The sequence below is a fragment of the Streptomyces sp. R28 genome (genome assembly GCF_041052385.1).
GTDB lineage: Bacteria > Actinomycetota > Actinomycetes > Streptomycetales > Streptomycetaceae > Streptomyces.
On the sequence record NZ_CP163439.1, the window covers coordinates 7,598,754 to 7,613,972 of the forward strand.

At 72.2% G+C, this 15,219-nt stretch carries 9 protein-coding genes; 6 read left to right on the forward strand and 3 right to left on the reverse strand.

Annotated features, from left to right (window positions below):
• The first annotated feature begins 22 nt into the window (after nucleotides 1-22).
• Nucleotides 23-3,811 carry a trypsin-like peptidase domain-containing protein gene (locus AB5J49_RS34205; RefSeq protein WP_369172718.1) on the forward strand — a complete coding sequence of 1,263 codons (3,789 nt, stop codon included), beginning with the start codon at nucleotides 23-25 and terminating at the stop codon, nucleotides 3,809-3,811.
• A gap of 146 nt (nucleotides 3,812-3,957) precedes the next feature.
• Nucleotides 3,958-4,905, forward strand: coding sequence for a bifunctional riboflavin kinase/FAD synthetase (locus AB5J49_RS34210; RefSeq protein ID WP_369172719.1), 948 nt, complete (start codon nucleotides 3,958-3,960; stop codon nucleotides 4,903-4,905).
• Between the two features lie 65 nt (nucleotides 4,906-4,970).
• On the opposite strand, the gene AB5J49_RS34215 is transcribed toward AB5J49_RS34210, so the two are convergent.
• From AB5J49_RS34215 to eccE, 3 genes are all read right to left on the reverse strand, one after another.
• Nucleotides 4,971-8,168: an SCO5717 family growth-regulating ATPase gene (locus tag AB5J49_RS34215; RefSeq protein WP_369172720.1), complete on the reverse strand. Its 3,198-nt coding sequence runs from the start codon at nucleotides 8,166-8,168 to the stop codon at nucleotides 4,971-4,973.
• 278 nt (nucleotides 8,169-8,446) lie between these two features.
• Nucleotides 8,447-9,289 (reverse strand): hypothetical protein, encoded by an 843-nt coding sequence (locus AB5J49_RS34220; RefSeq protein ID WP_369172721.1) that lies wholly within the window; start codon nucleotides 9,287-9,289, stop codon nucleotides 8,447-8,449.
• Nucleotides 9,289-10,614 carry a type VII secretion protein EccE gene (gene eccE / locus AB5J49_RS34225; RefSeq protein WP_369172722.1) on the reverse strand — a complete coding sequence of 442 codons (1,326 nt, stop codon included), beginning with the start codon at nucleotides 10,612-10,614 and terminating at the stop codon, nucleotides 9,289-9,291. Before eccE ends, AB5J49_RS34220 begins: the two co-directional genes overlap by 1 nt.
• 451 nt (nucleotides 10,615-11,065) lie before the next feature.
• Here eccE and eccB point away from each other — a divergent pair, with 451 nt between their 5' ends.
• From eccB to mycP, 4 genes are all read left to right on the forward strand, one after another.
• Nucleotides 11,066-12,655, forward strand: a complete 1,590-nt coding sequence (eccB, locus tag AB5J49_RS34230) for a type VII secretion protein EccB (protein WP_369172723.1) — start codon at nucleotides 11,066-11,068, stop codon at nucleotides 12,653-12,655.
• A 217-nt stretch (nucleotides 12,656-12,872) separates the two neighbouring features.
• A complete protein-coding gene (locus AB5J49_RS34235; protein WP_369172724.1) occupies nucleotides 12,873-13,184 on the forward strand; it encodes a WXG100 family type VII secretion target in 312 nt (103 codons plus the stop codon).
• Nucleotides 13,185-13,264: 80 nt separating this feature from the next.
• On the forward strand, nucleotides 13,265-13,549 hold the full coding sequence (locus AB5J49_RS34240) for a WXG100 family type VII secretion target (RefSeq protein WP_369172725.1): 285 nt from the start codon (nucleotides 13,265-13,267) through the stop codon (nucleotides 13,547-13,549).
• A gap of 332 nt (nucleotides 13,550-13,881) precedes the next feature.
• Entirely contained in the window at nucleotides 13,882-15,171 is a 1,290-nt protein-coding gene (mycP, locus tag AB5J49_RS34245) for a type VII secretion-associated serine protease mycosin (RefSeq protein ID WP_369172726.1), read from the forward strand.
• Nucleotides 15,172-15,219 lie beyond the last annotated feature (48 nt).

Consider the following 15,219-nt stretch of genomic DNA (forward strand, 5'->3'; position numbering starts at 1 on the left):
GGTGCGGCGGGGAGGTTCGACGATGGCGGGACGGGGCCCGCGGGCGGGCGGGGACCGCCGGATGCCGGGGATGGCGGACGGGACGAGGGCGACGGGGGAGGCGTGGGGCGCGCCGGGCGCGCAGGGCCCGTACGAGACCACCGGGGACACGCAGGACGCTCAGGGTACTCGGGACGCCCGGGACCCATGGGACGCCGCGTGGGGTGCTCAAGGCCCGCAGGACTCATCGGGGCCGTGGAGTACCCCGGACGCCACCGGCTGGTCCGAGCAGGAGGCCGGCACCGGGCGCCCAAGTTCCTCCCACTTCCACGACGACGACCCTGCTCGCCAACCGGCGGACGGCAACGGCATCGGTGCCCGCGTCCGTGACGCAGCCCTGGTCCGCATCCACGACCTGGCCGGTCGGCCCCGTGGCCTCGGCTTCGTGGCCGACCACCATGGCACGGTCCTCACCAGCCACGAGGTCGTCGACGGGCTGCCCGGCCTGGTCCTGCACGCCGCCGAGGGCGACCGCAGGTGCGAGGTGCCCGAGAGCGCGGTGACCCTGTTGCCCGCCCTCGACCTGGCGCTCGTACGCACCGAAGGGCTGGGCGTGGAGCCGCTGCCGGTGAGTGTGCGGGACCGGATCGAGACCGGTGCGTACGTCCGGATCGCGGCCGGTGGCTGGCGGGAGGCGCGGGTGCTGGGCGCGACGTCCGTGACGTACACGGCGACGGACCGCTGCCATCTCCTCGACGACGCCCTGGAGTTGGCGATCGGCACGGCCGGCCGGGACGCGCTGCGGCTGGGCGGCGGGGCGGCCGGGGGTCCCGTGCTGGACCCCGGGACCGGTGCGGTGGTGGGCGTCCTCGGCACGGCACTGCGGTGCGGCCACCGCGACGCCGTCTTCGCCGTACCGCTGGGCCCACGGCCCGACGGCCCACTGGCCGGGCTGCTCGCCGAGAACGCGGCGACGGTGCCGGCGTACGGTGCCGACCTCAACCTGGCGGGCGTCCTGGAGCTGACAGCCACGTCGGTCGGGCAGGACGGTCCGCCGGGAGCGCCGGCGGGTCATGTCGGACGGGCGGGCGCCGGGGGAGCGGGAGGCGTGACCCCGGTCGAACGGGCCTCGACGGCACGGGAGTTCAGCGCCTTCACCGAGAGCCGGGCGTCCGTGCTGGGCTTGGTCGGGCGCCCCGGCAGCGGCCGTACGACAGAACTCGCGGCCCTGGCCGCCCGCCGCCACCGCGGCCCCGGAGCGGCTCCCACGCTGTGGTTGCGCGGCGCCGACCTGCAGGGCGACGACACCTCGGTGGCCGACGCCGCACGCCGGGCGCTGACCCGGGCGGCCCGCATCGTGGCGGCGTCGGCCTCGTCCGACCCCGCCGCCCTGGGCGACACCACCCCGGAACGCCTGGCCCGGCTCGCCCGCACCACCGGCCGCCCCCTCCTGCTCCTCCTGGACGGCCCGGAGGAAATGCCCCCCGTCCTGGCCCACCGCCTCACGGAGTGGACCGAGGGCACGGAGGAGTGGCTGCGGGTGACGGGGGCGCGGCTGGTGGTGGCGTGCAGGGCGGAGTACTGGGAGGGGGCGGGCGCCGAGTTCCCGCAGGAAGTGCTGTACGGCTCCGCCGACCGGGCGGCGCAGGGGACGGCCGGTCGGTTCCCGCCCTGCGTACCGCTCGGCGACCTCACCCCCGACGAGGCCCAGCACGCCCGAGTCCGTTACGGCGTCCCGGCCGGGGCCCTCGCCGACCCCGATGCCCGCCATCCCCTCACCCTCCGCCTCCTCTCCGAGGTACGTGCCGCCCTCCCCGAGGGCCCCCACCCCCGACTCGACCGCGACGACGTCCTCTGTGCCCACCTCGATCTCATGTGCCTGCGCATCGCCGTCCGTCTCGCCGCTGAGAACGGCCTGCGCGGCACCGCCGTACGCCGCCTCGCCGCCAAGGTCTCCGGCCAGGTCCACGAGGCCGCCCGCCGCAGCCTCGGTCCCGGCCAGGGGGAGCTGGACCGCGCGTCCTTCGAGGCCGTGTTCCCCTGGGGCCCCGCCCCGGCGAGGCTCGGCGGCGGTACCGGCTGGGCGTCCGCCGTCCTCACCGAGGGCCTCCTCGTGCCCGCCGGCAACGGCTACCGCTTCGCCCACGAGGAACTCGCCGACTGGATCCAGGGCATGCACCTCGACCTCGACGAGGCCCTGCACGCCCTGGTCCACCGCCGCCGCACCGACCCCGACGCCGCCCATCCCCTGCCCGTGCCGCGCCACCGCATCGGTCCCGTCGTCCAGGCCCTCCTGCTGCTGCCGCGTCACCAGGGGCACCGTCAACTCGCCCTTCAGCTGGAGGAGTTGGCGCTGGCGTTGGACGCCGACCGGCACTCCTGGTGGGCCGCCCGGCTCCTCACCGAGACCCTGCTGCGCGTCCCCGACGCGATGCCGTACCAGGACGTACTGCGCCTCCTCACCGACCGGATCGTGGCCTGGAGCCGGCAGCACCGCGGCGCGCCTGTCGAGCTGGGCCCCGACTTCTGGACCGCGCTGCCGCTCCCGGACGGCGAGCGCCTCGACCTGCTGCGCCGACTCGTCCTCGCCGACGGCCCGCCGACCGACGACGCAGCGCCCCGCCGCCCCCGCTACCTCGACGCCGTGGCCCACCTCCTCGCCGCCGCCCCCACCGCCGTACAGTCCTCTCTCACCCGCTGGTTCGGCGACGACCGCCCACTCCCCGCCACCCCCCACGCGACCGTCGCCCGCGCCGCCCAGGCCCTGCTGTACGCGCACCGCGACCGTGCGCCGGACGACCTCATGGAGAATCTGGTCGACAGCGCGCACCGCCGGGCCGACGAACTGCTCGCCGTGCTGGCCGAAGAGGAACCGTCCGCGATGTGCCGCGCCGTCGACCGCTGGGCGCACGACGAGAGGCCCGCCCGACGTGTCGCAGCGGTGGCGTACGGGCCGCGCGCCGCGCCCCATGCCCGCACCGAAGCCGACCGCGAGCTCCTGCGCCACGCCGCCCTCGCCCTGCTCGACCGCCCCGCCGATCGCACACTGCACGGCGGCGCGCTCGCCATGCTCGTGCGTGACCCGAGTACCCGCGCCCGTCATCTCCCGCAGGCGCTACGGCACTTCTCGGAAGGCGACCCGCAGCTCCCGCCCAGCGCGCTGGTCCCCGCCCTGCCCACGCACCCCGAGCCGGTACTCGAGGCCTTCCGCGTGCGCCTGCGCCGACCGGACGCCGCGCAGGCGCTGCGCACCCTCGCCGACGCCATCACGCCCGACCTCGCCCGCCCGGTTGCCGTCCTCGTAGGGGAGGCGGTGGATCGGCGTCCCGAGACCGCCGAGGACGTGGCCGCGTACGTCGACCGGCGCCTCGACCACGATCCTGCCTCCCGCGCCGTACTGCTCCCGCTGGTCACCGGCCTGCTGGACGGCGGTCCGGAAAGGGTGCGGGCCGCCCTCGCCGCCGTACTCGCCGCTTCCGGCACCCCCGCCTCCCGCGCCCTGCGCCGCGAGCTCCTGGACTTCCTGCTGGACCACGAGCGCAGCCCCGCCGTGCTGGACGCCTTCCTGCACGCCACCGTCCGGCAGAGCGGCGACCGGGGTGACGGCCGCCTCCGCGACCTCGTCCACCACACCGGCGTGCTCCTCGTCCGCACCCCGGACGGCGCGGCCCGCTTCGACCGCGGACTGGTCGCTCTCGGCCGCCACGTCCCCGGCTTCGCCGTGCGCATCGCCGGCTGGCTGAACGACACCCCGCAGGCGTGGGCGACGGTGGTGGGACCGAGCACCCGCCGGATGATCGAGAACCTGGCCGGCGTACGAGTTCCCGCATGACCTGCACGTCCGTACGTGCACCCGGTCACAGCCCCCATGCCGATGCGGGCACCGGGGGCCCGGCATGGCACCCTTAGACCTGCGTAAGAGCGTCTGAGGCACAGACGGACACGGGTTCGACGAGTTTGCGACAAGGAGCAGGCACAGTGCAGCGCTGGCGTGGCTTGGAGGACATCCCCGAGGACTGGGGACGCAGCGTCGTCACCATCGGCTCCTACGACGGAGTCCACCGCGGACACCAGCTGATCATCCGGCATGCCGTGGACCGCGCCCGTGAGCTGGGCGTTCCCGTCGTCGTCGTCACCTTCGACCCGCACCCCAGCGAGGTCGTCCGCCCCGGCAGCCACCCGCCCCTGCTGGCCCCGCACCACCGCCGCGCCGACCTCATGGCCGAGCTGGGCGTGGACGCGGTGCTGATCCTCCCCTTCACGACCGAGTTCTCGAAGCTGTCGCCGGCCGACTTCGTGGTCAAGGTGCTGGTCGACAAGCTGCACGCCAAGGCGGTCGTCGAGGGCCCCAACTTCCGCTTCGGCCACCGCGCGGCGGGCAACGTGGACTTCCTCGCCGAACAGGGCAAGACCTACGACTTCGAGGTCGAGATCGTCGACCTGTACGTGACCGGTGAGGCGGGCGGCGGTCAGCCGTTCTCCTCGACCCTGACCCGGCGCCTGGTCGCCGAGGGCGACGTCACCGGTGCCGCCGAGATCCTGGGCCGCCCGCACCGGGTGGAGGGCGTGGTCGTGCGAGGCGCCCAGCGCGGCCGCGAACTCGGCTTCCCGACGGCCAACGTCGAGACACTGCCGCACACCGCCATCCCCGCCGACGGTGTCTACGCCGGCTGGCTGCACGCCCAGGACGAGGTGATGCCGGCCGCGATCTCCGTCGGCACCAACCCGCAGTTCGACGGGACCGAGCGCACGGTGGAGGCGTACGCGATCGACCGCGTGGGCCTGGACCTGTACGGCCTGCACGTCGCCGTCGACTTCCTCGCCTTCGTCCGCGGCCAGGCGAAGTTCGAGTCGCTCGAGGCCCTGCTGGAGCAGATGGCCGAGGACGTGAAGCGCTGCCGGGAGCTGATCGCGGCGGCCGAGTAGCCGGTCCTACGACGTCGAAGGGCGGCCGGTGCCTCAGGCACCGGCCGCCCTTCGTGCTGCACGGGCTACTGCTGCGTCCAACCGGGCGGTACGGCGCCCTGCTGAGGCTGGCCCTGCTGCGGATCCTGCGGTGGCGGCGCCTGCTGCTGCCAGCCCTGGCCCGGCGCGGGCTGCTGCGGGGCCTGTCCCCAGCCCTGACCCGGCTGCGGGGCGCCTCCGGGGTGGGCGTAGGGCTGCTGGGGCTGCTGCTGCGGGTACTCCTGCTGGGGCGGGTACCCCTGCTGGGGCTGCTGCTGGTACTGCATGTTCGGGTTGCCGAAGCCCTGCTGGGTGCGCGCGATGTCCTCGGCGATGACGGACGCGAGGTCGAAGTAGGCCTCGCGGGTCTTGGGACGCATCATGTCGAGGTCCACCTCGGCGCCCGCCGCGAGGTGCTCGTCGAAGGGGATCACGACGACACCGCGGCAACGGGTCTCGAAGTGCGCGACGATGTCCTCGACCTTGATCATCTTGCCCGTCTCGCGGACACCGGAGATCACGGTGATCGACCGCTGGACGAGATCGGCGAACCCGTTCGCCGACAGCCAGTCGAGCGTCGTCGAGGCGCTGCTCGCACCGTCCACCGACGGAGTGGAGATGATGATCAGCTGGTGGGCGAGGTCCAGCACTCCGCGCATCGCGCTGTAGAGCAGACCGGTGCCCGAGTCCGTGAGGATGATCGGGTACTGCTTGCCGAGCACGTCGAGCGCACTGCGGTAGTCATCGTCGTTGAAGGTGGTGGAGACCGCCGGGTCCACGTCGTTGGCGATGATCTCAAGACCCGAGGGCGCCTGTGAGGTGAAGCGGCGGATGTCCATGTAGCTGTGCAGCTGCGGGATCGCCTGTACCAGGTCACGGATGGTCGCGCCCGTCTCGCGCCGGACCCGTCGGCCGAGGGTGCCGGCGTCCGGGTTGGCGTCGATCGCCAGGATCTTGTCCTGCCGCTCGCTGGCGAGCGTGGCGCCGAGCGCCATCGTCGTCGTGGTCTTGCCGACGCCGCCCTTGAGGCTGATGACCGCGATCCGGTAGCAGGACATCACCGGCGTACGGATCAGACCCAGCTTCCGCTCCCGCTCCGCGGCCTCCTTCTTGGCGCCGAGCTTGAACCGGGACGGGGCCTGGTTGTTCTTGCGGGCCTTGGGCTGGTTGCGCAGCAGCCGGTCGGAGGAGAGCTCCACGGCGGCGTTGTAGCCGAGTGGGGTTCCGGGCGCGGCTTGCTGCTGCTGGGGAGCACCGGGTCCGGCCTGGGGGCCGGGCGGGGCGCTCCAGCCCTGGTTGCCCTGAGGCGGATTGCCGTAGGCGGCGGGCGGCACAGCGGGGTTCTGCTGGGGCGCCTGCTGCTGCGGTGCCTGCTGCTGGGGCTGGGCCGGGGGCTGCTGCTGGGGTGCGGGCTGCGGCTGAGCCTGCTGCTGGGGCTGCGGGTAGCCGTAACCGCCCTGCTGGGGCGGGTAACCGTAGCCGGGCTGGGCGGGGTGCTGGGGCTGCTGCGGCTGCTGGGGGTAGCCGTAACCGTCCGCCTGCGGCTGTCCGGGCTGGGGGTGTCCCGGCTGGGGGTGTCCGGGCTGCGGCTGTGCGGCCTGCGAGGGCTGCTGCGGGTAGCCGTATCCAGCGGCCTGGGGCTGTCCGGGGTGCGGCTGGCCGGGATGTGGCTGGCCCGGCTGAGGCGCCTGCCGCGGGTCGACCGGAGCGGGCTGTCCGGCCTGCGCCGCCGGGTACCCGGGCTGGTGCTGCGCCGGGTAGCCGGCCTGCTGGGCCGGGCCGAACGTGCCCTGCGGCGGGGTCTGCTGCTGGGCGGGCGGCTGGGGGTAGCCGTATCCGCCGGCATGCGCGGCCGCGGCCTGTGCGGCTGCGGCCTGGGCAGCGGCAGCCTGTGCGGCGGCCGCGGCCTGCTGGTCCGGCTGTCCTGCTTGCTGCGGCACTCCCTGGGCGGGGTGCGCGGGCGCGAAGCCCTGCGGCAGCGGGGGAAGCGGCTGGCCCGCCTGAGGCGGCACGGGGGTCTGGCCGGTGGGCTGCCCCTGCGGCTGCCCGGGGACCTGTCCCGTCGCCTGCGGCTGCTGCCCCTGAACCGGGGCCGGGGCCGGGGCCGGGGCCGGGTCCGCGGGAGCTGCGGGCGCCTGCGCGGCCGGTGCCTGCGCCTCTGCCTCCGGCTCTGCTTCCGCCGTCGCCGGAGCGGCCTCGGAATCGTCATGCGCGGGGGAGTCCGCGTCGGCCTGGACGTACGCCGACTCGTCGCCCTCCGCACCGGGGACGGAACCGGTGGAGTCACCCGACTCCGCCTCGTCATTCCGCTCCTCCTCAGGCTCCACGTCGTCGTCGGCACCGCCGAACAGCAGCGCCGCCTCTGCGTCGGCAGCGGCGTGGTTGAGCTCGGGCTGCGGCTCCGCCACCGGCTGTGCGGGGGCGGGCTGTTCGGGTACGGGCGCTGCCGGGACGCCGGCCGCCGGGGTGGCGGTCGGGGACGGGGCGGCCTGGGCATCCGTATCGACCGGACGCAGCACGGGGAAGCCGGGTGCGCCGGGCGGCTGGGCGGGCGCGTGCTGCTGGGGGGCGGCGGGAGGCTGGGCGGGGGTGTGCTGCTGCGGGGCGGCGGGAGGCTGAGCAGGGGTGTGCTGCTGGGGGGCGGCGGCGAAACCACCCGAGGTGTCCTGCTGGGGCACGCCGAAGCCACCGGACGTGTCCTGGCCCGGCTGGGGCACGCCGAAGCCACCCGACGTGTCCTGCCCCGGCTGGGGCACACCGGCACCCGTCTGCTGCGGATAGCCGTACCCGCCGGGCGCCTGCTGGGGATAGCCGTACCCGCCGGGCGCCGCCGCGCCCCCGGCCACGGGGGCCCCCGGTGCGGACTGCTGCTGCGGGAAGCCGTAGCCACCCGTGGCCGGGCCCTGCTGGTGCGCGCCGGGCGTGCCCTGAGCCGGAGTGGGCTGGGCGGGCTGTGCCGGCTGCTGAGGCGTGCCCTGGGCCGGCGGCTGCGCCGGTCCGGGAGCGGGCGGTGCCGGAACGCCGGGCGGCCCGGTGGGCGACCCGACGGGCGCTCCGGTCGGCGGGGGTGGCGATGGTCGGCCGGCGTCCGGCTGTTCACCGGACGGGGAACCACTTTGCGTGCTTTGGGCGTACCAGGCGGGAGGTGTGTAGACGATTTCGAACTCGCCGGTGAGATCCACCTCGTGATCGTCCCCGTCCGAGGAAGGGCTCCCGCCGTTGTACTCGGACCGATCCCTGTTCACTGCTTGCCTCCTGGTCAGCCACTGCTGCTGAGCTGGTCGTCGTCGCGGCCGGGCGGACCGAGTGGCTAGTCCCACGCGACTGCGATCGTCACCGCACCACCAGAAGCCTAATCACTCGCATGGCGGGACGGAAAAGCCCCCATGGGCGCGGACGCTATAGCCCCGGGTGCGTGGACGGAAGAGCCGCATGGGTGCGGACGGAAAGCCCCGGGGGCGAGGCCTCGCAACGCCCCGTGGCCGAGGCCCTGTTCGCGACCCGCCCCAAAGACGACGACGTGTCAGTCCATACGACGGGCCACGCCGAGCAGGCCCGTCTCCGCATCGGTGGGTTCGGTCATGACGAACTTCTGATGCTTGCGAGTGCACCACAGGGCGACGCCGTCGTGAAGGGTCGGCAGGTGCTGAAGTTGCTCCTCCGGGATCCCCAAGGTGTCACGTACGGCCTCGGTCTCGTAGGGCGAGATGCGCTGAATCCCCACCAAATGGGCCTGAGACAGCCAGCGCGGCGCATGCTCACTGACGAACGGCAGCACCGTCACCACGGCCTGCCACGGCACGGACGTCACCCGTCCGCGCGGCGGGCGGATGCCGCAGTCCCGGAACAGCACGACCGGACTGGAGACGGACGGCCCCTGCGCGGGCACCCGGCCCACCGGATACACGGTCACGCACTGCTGGCCGCCGCCGGCCGCCTGGGCCAACTGCTGCCACGCCTGCGGACGTCCGGTCTCCACGCCCACGCGCGCACCCGTCGCGGCGGCACGCAACGCCAGCACCTGGGCCAGCCACAGGCCGCCCACCAGCACGACGTCGAAGGCGGTCGGACGGGACAGTCCGAGCACGGCGGGCTGCTGTTCCGGGTCGGTGCCGATGAGTACGCCGTCGTCACCGATCGGCATGCTGATCGCCGCGAGCTCGTCGGCGGTGACGACATGGCGGTTGCGGCGCGGCCCGCGCAGCCCGAACCCCGGGCTGACGATGCGGCGTTGCTGCTGCGGTGCCTCCGGCTGCCGGATGATGGGGATCATTCCGGTGTCGGTGGGCGAGGCCACGTGTGCCGGTGTGCGCCCAGGGGCCCGGCCCTGCTGCCCCGGGGGCATGGTCGAGGCGGGGTGGGACATCAGTACGTACCTCCGAGCGGCAGAGTGGCGAGAGCTCCGGGGACCTGCTCGCGGTCGAGACGGACCAGGCCGACCTTCGCGGCACTCGCGGCCCGCTCCAACTCACGCCCCACCTGGCCGAGTTCACTGTCACCGCGGGCGGTGACACGGACGTGCCCGGTGAGGGCGACACCCCGGTTGCCGGCCTTGCTCAGGGTCATGCTGAACGTCGTGGCGAGCACCGGCAACGAGGTCAACCGCGTGACCAGTTCGGGCAGCGCCACACCGCCGCTTCCCAACTGCGGCCAGCGGGAGACCCAGTACGTCGTGTGGTACCGGTCGTCGACCCGCCAGGTCCGCACCGACTCGACCGTACGGCGCTGAGGCGTCCGCCCGTCCTGAGCGTGCTGGGCGTTGGCGCGCGGGTTCAGGCAGCTGGACGTAGCGAGCGCCTGCACCAGCTCGGTCTCGTCCAGGATGGTCGCCTTGAAGCCGGCCCCGGCCAGTCGGCTCGACAGCTGGTCCGCCACCCGCAGCAGGGCGCGCTGCGCGCCGGGAACGCCGTCCCCGCGGGCCTGAACCGCCTCCGCGCACAGCTCCGGGTCGAGCTTGAGGGCGACCCAGGTGAGCCGGAGCGCGGGCGAACCGGCCTGCGCCTGCAGGGGGCCGTAGGACCGCGCGGCCAGCGACTGCTGCGGCAGATGCGGCGCCGGCGCCGGCTGGGTGTGCTGCACGACCTGCGCGGAGGCGAGACGGATCCCGTCGACCTCGAGGGCGTCCTGGACCAGCCGCAGCGGCAGCTGCCGACCGGCGGCGCCGGGGCGCAACGGCTGGTCTCCGGGCTGCACGAACAGGACCGCGGTGAGGAAGGACCCGTCGCCGATCATGCCGATCGAGCGGTCGTCACGGGAGACGAAGGAGTACGTCCGCAGGGCGGGGTCGCACTCGACGACCGCTGCCAGCATCGAGTCCGTCCCGGGCGGCACGGGCTGCTTGGCGTCGCGTCGGCGCTGCCGCAGCGCGCGGGTCGTCTCGTACCACTCGGGCAGCGGACGGCGACCTCGGCGCAGGACCGCGAGGAGCAGCAGCAGTGCCGCGACGACACCGGCCGGGACCAGCAGCCAGGACTGGTCGGCGGCCCAGGCGGCCACCATGACCGCCGCCGCGAGCTCCACCAGGATGAGCTGCTGCAGCCGCACCGGGCCCAGACCGCCGGGGCGGGGCAGCGTGCGAGGCGAAGCGGCAGTGGGAGCGGCCGGTGCGGCCGACGCACGTCTGCCGCCGCCCGGGCCTCCCTGTTGCTGCTGTGCGCGGCGTCCGCGCCGAGTGCTCGTAGCGCTGGTCATCCCCCGGGACATCCCTTTCGCGAAGTAGTGGCCGTCGGTCGGGCGGGATCCTCTGTTCGGCGAGGTCCGAGATCCCGGCGACGGGCCAGGGGCACCGATGGCCCACAACATCCATGCGGGTGGCTCACGGTACCCGCTGCGGAACACCGGGCGACACAGGGGACACCCAAAACCCAGGTGGTCAGCCTGTCATGGACCGGCCCCGCTTGGTGGAGCGCTGTCGTGAAGCTCTGTGAAGATGCGGGGGCGGCCGCACACCTGATGGATCGTCGCCGCGTGGCGCAGGGCATAGTAGGTGCCTGCGCGGCCGAATAGGCCTGTCGAGTCGGCCTGTCGAGCGCCGCGAAACACCACGACCGCGATCGAAACACCACGACAGCGATCGAGCGGTACGGACGCGGTCGGAACATCGCAGAACGATCGAGCATCACAAACGGGAGAAACGGGGACCATGGCAAAGCGTCGGGATGAGCTCGCCGCCTACACGTTCGCTCGCAAGCGCACCGTCGCGGCGTTCCTGGCGCCGTCACCGGGCGGTTCCGAGGAAGGCGCTCCGCGTCCCATTCGTACGGTGATGCCCAGCCTCGGGGTGGGCCTGGTGCTGGTGCTCGGCTTCATCGCGTGGGGCGTGATCAAGCCCACGGCACCCAAGGGCTGGGACACGCCGGGTGAGTACATCATCGTCGACAGCGACTCCACGACGCGGTACGTGGTCCTCGACCCGGACCCGAAGGACGGCAAGGTGGAGAAGGTCCTCCACCCGGTCCTCAACTACGCCTCCGCGAAGCTTCTGCTCGACAAGGGCAAGGGCACCGTCCTAGAGGTCCCCGGCAAGGAGATCGACAAGAGCGGCATCCGGCACGGCGCGACGATCGGTATTCCCTACGCCCCCGACCGGCTGCCCTCCAAGGAGGACGCGGAGACGGCGAAGACCTGGGCGGTGTGCGAGCGTCCGACCCCGGGATCGGCGGCCGCAGCCATCGACCGCGCCGTCTTCGTCCTGGACGCGGACGACGCCAAGTCGCTGGGCAACGCGGGGAAGGTCGACCCCAGCGAGGCTCTCTACGTCGTCGAGCGCCAGACCGGACGGCAGTTCCTGGTCGACAGCAAGGGCAACCTCTTCCTGCTGGGCGACACGGCGGGCCTCGACAAAGTCACCATGGAACTGCTGCGCAACGCCGTCGTCGGCCGGGACGCCGAGCCGCAACCGGTGAGCCGTGAGTGGCTGCGCACCTTCAACGAAGGCGGCGTCATCACCTTCCCGACGATCCCGAACGTCGGTGGCACGACCACGGTCCAGGGGCTCCCCGCCAACGCGAGCACGGTGGGCCGGGTGCTCAAGGCACAGGACGCGCAGGGCGAGAAGTACTACGTCGTCCTCAAGAACGAGGTCGCTGCCATCACACCCTTCGTCGCAGCCCTGATCCAGGCATCGCCCGCCGCCCAGACTGCGTACGGGACGGACGAGATCGCCCCCATCCAGGTCGCGCCCCAGGACATCACCACGGCCAACAACGGCCCGGCGAACCGCTTCTACCAGAACAAGGGCTGGCCCCAGACGGTTCCGCAGCAGGCCAACCCCGCGACCACGGCGAACGGCGAGGCCCGTAACACTTCGTGCAGCGTCTACAAGGGCACCATCGACGAGGGCAAGAAGCCGCAGCTTGCCGCCTGGGCAGGGACGGCGTACCCGAAGAGGGTCATCGCCGACTCGCTCAGCGCCTACGTCTCGTCCGGCTCGGGCCTGCTCTTCACGGAGGTCATGGGTGCGGCGGGGGGCGGCGGCAGGCAGTACCTGCTGACGGACACGGGTCTGCGGTACGCGCTGCCGAAGGGCAACGACAGCGCAGCGAAGGGAAGCGGCGGCGACTCGTCCTCGGGCTCTTCGACCGGTGAGGCGAGCGAGACGGACAAGGCGCGTACGCGGCTGGGTTACGAGGACGCATCCCAGTCCTTGTTCGTGCCGCAGACGTGGGCGACGTTCATCCCGAAGGGGCCCACTCTGGACACTGGCAGCGCGACGCAGGAACAGAGCCAGTGACCCTCCAACGGGCCAGCGGACAGACGCACTTGAAGGTAAGACGGCGCGAGAGTCACAAGATGATCGCTCAAGTGTGTGAGCCGTGTAACTGATTGGCCGCGTCTGTGGCCGAGTGACAAGCTGACGATAGAGTGTTTGCAGCGCTCAACGGTGCGAAGCTTCTCCGGGCACCAGTGCAGGTTTCCCGGATCAACGACGACATGGGGGAAGGTTCATCATGGCCGGGCAGTTCCGGGTAACAGAGGACGAACTCACCAAGCTCTCCGGTGACATCAACACCGTCAACGGTCAGCTGCAGGGCGAGATCCGCCGCCTCAACGGAGTGATCGACCAGATCGCCGGCGGCTGGAAGGGCCAGGCGGCCCAGTCGTACCGCCAGCTGCAGGACCGCTGGAACGCGGACGCGAAGAGGATGACCGACATCCTCAACGACATCAAGGAAGCCGTGGACTCCACGCGGAGCAACTACTCCGCGTCGGAAGAGCAGCAGAACTCCGAGATCAGCAAGATCATGTCCGACTTCGGCTGATCAAGCCGCTCGGTCCGAAGTTCTTCGGCTCCATCCGATTTCCACAGACTTCCTTCGATTCTTCCTGAAAGGGAACGACGATGTCGATCCTCGTCAATTACGCAACCATCACCAACGCGTCCACGGACGTGAAGTCCACCGCCGGCCGCATCAAGCAGCAGCTCGATGACATCGAGGCCGCGGTCAAGCGCGTCGCCAGCACCTGGGAAGGTGAGGCGCAGGAGGGCTACCAGCGTAAGCAGCGCGAGTGGGACCAGACCGCCGCTGACCTGCACGCGACCCTGCTGAAGATCTCCACTGCGCTGCAGAGCGCGGCCGAGAACTACCAGGCCACTGAGAAGAGCAACTCCGCGACCTGGAGCTGACCCGTCGGCGACCCGTGGGACCTGAGATGAAGAGAATCGGGCCAGCTGACGCCACGGCGTCGGCTGGGCCGACCTCTGCTTCGGGGTCGTACACAGCTTCTGCGGGATCGCGGACAGCCCTGGTGGGGATGCCCGCAGTAAATCCCGCAAATCTTCACACGCGTCGCTACATCCGCTACACCCACTACATCCGTCACAGACACATGACCCAGCTTCGAGAGAAGCAAGGAAGCCCTGGGGGCCTGAACATGGGGGGCCTGAGCGTGAAGGGCCGGACAGCCCGCTCGCGTAGCCGCAACAGTGGAACCCGCGCACTGCAGCGGGTTTTTGGCGTGCTTGCGGTGACGGGGATCTGCTGTGCGTCGGCGACGGTGCCGGCGTCGTCGGCTTCCGCCGACCCGTCGGTACCCACGCGCCTCGCGGCCGCAAGCGGCCCTGGTTCAAGCGGCACTGTCTCGGCCGGCACGAAATTCGGCCTGGCGGACAGCTCGGAATGCGTCTTCGGCGGCAAGGTCATCAAGTCCACGCCATGGTCGCTCCAGCGGATCCTCCTGGACCAGTTGCGGGGACAGGCGACGGGCAAGGACGTCACGGTCGCCGTGATCGACACGGGTGTCGACGCCTCGAACCGCCAGCTGACCAGTGCCATGGCCGCAGGCAGCAAGACCTTCGTCGACGGTGCTCCCACCAAGGACATCGAAGGCCACGGCACCCGGGTCGCAGGCATCATCGCGGCCCGCCCGCTCAAGGGCACGGGCTTCGTCGGCATCGCACCGGAGGCCAAGATCCTCTCCCTCCGTTACACGGGTGGACAGGAGAAGCAGGGCAACGCGGGGACCATGGCCGACGCTATCCGTTATGCGGTCGCCAAGGGCGCAGACGTCATCAACATCTCCTCGGACACCCAGAACAAGAAGGACGACCAGACACTCGCGGACGCCGTGAAGTTCGCGGTGGGCCAGGGCGCCCTGATCGTGGCAGCCGCCGGCAACGACGGCGCCGACGGCAAGTTGGCGAAGACCTACCCCGCCGCCTACGACGGCGTCCTGGCGGTGGCGGCCTCCGACCGCAACGACGAACGCGCCCCCTTCTCACAGTCGGGCGACTTCGTGGACGTCGCGGCACCGGGCGTCAGCATGGTCTCCACGGTCCCCCTCGGCGGCCAGTGCACAGCAGACGGCACGAGCTTCGCGGCGCCGTATGTCGCGGGCGTCGCGGCTCTGCTGAAGGAGAAGTACCCGACGTGGAACGCCGCCCAGATCGCCACCCGCATCGAGGAAACCGCTCAACGCCCGGGACGCGAGGCTGACCCCTACATCGGGTGGGGCGTCGTCGACCCGGTCGCCGCGCTGCAGGAGGAGTCCACCCCGGGTGAGTCCCCGGAGCCGGACCCGGCGGTTGCGCCCGGAGCGGGCGGGGTCGTCCCGATGGCTGTGACCATGGGGGAGAGCGAGGCGGAGCGGGAACGCCGGGTAGCCATCTATGTGTTGGGCACGGGGCTGGCTCTGGCGCTTGTGGTTGCGGGGAGTGGGGTGGCTGTGCGGGACTGGCGGGAGCGGCGGGTTGGCCAGCCCGGGCGGGCTCGACGGGCTGGGCAGTCCGTCAGTCGGCTTGAGCGATGATTGGGCACCGAGTGGGTGCTGACAACTTGAGGAACAGGGGAGAGGACA

Coding starts and splice junctions, on each gene's coding strand:
- AB5J49_RS34205 (WP_369172718.1), top strand. CDS start 23: ATGGCGGGACGGGGCCCGCGGGCGGGCGGGGACCGCCGGATGCCGGGG.
- AB5J49_RS34220 (WP_369172721.1), bottom strand. CDS start 9,289: ATGTCCCACCCCGCCTCGACCATGCCCCCGGGGCAGCAGGGCCGGGCC.
- eccE (WP_369172722.1), bottom strand. CDS start 10,614: ATGACCAGCGCTACGAGCACTCGGCGCGGACGCCGCGCACAGCAGCAA.
- eccB (WP_369172723.1), top strand. CDS start 11,066: ATGGCAAAGCGTCGGGATGAGCTCGCCGCCTACACGTTCGCTCGCAAG.
- AB5J49_RS34235 (WP_369172724.1), top strand. CDS start 12,873: ATGGCCGGGCAGTTCCGGGTAACAGAGGACGAACTCACCAAGCTCTCC.
- AB5J49_RS34240 (WP_369172725.1), top strand. CDS start 13,265: ATGTCGATCCTCGTCAATTACGCAACCATCACCAACGCGTCCACGGAC.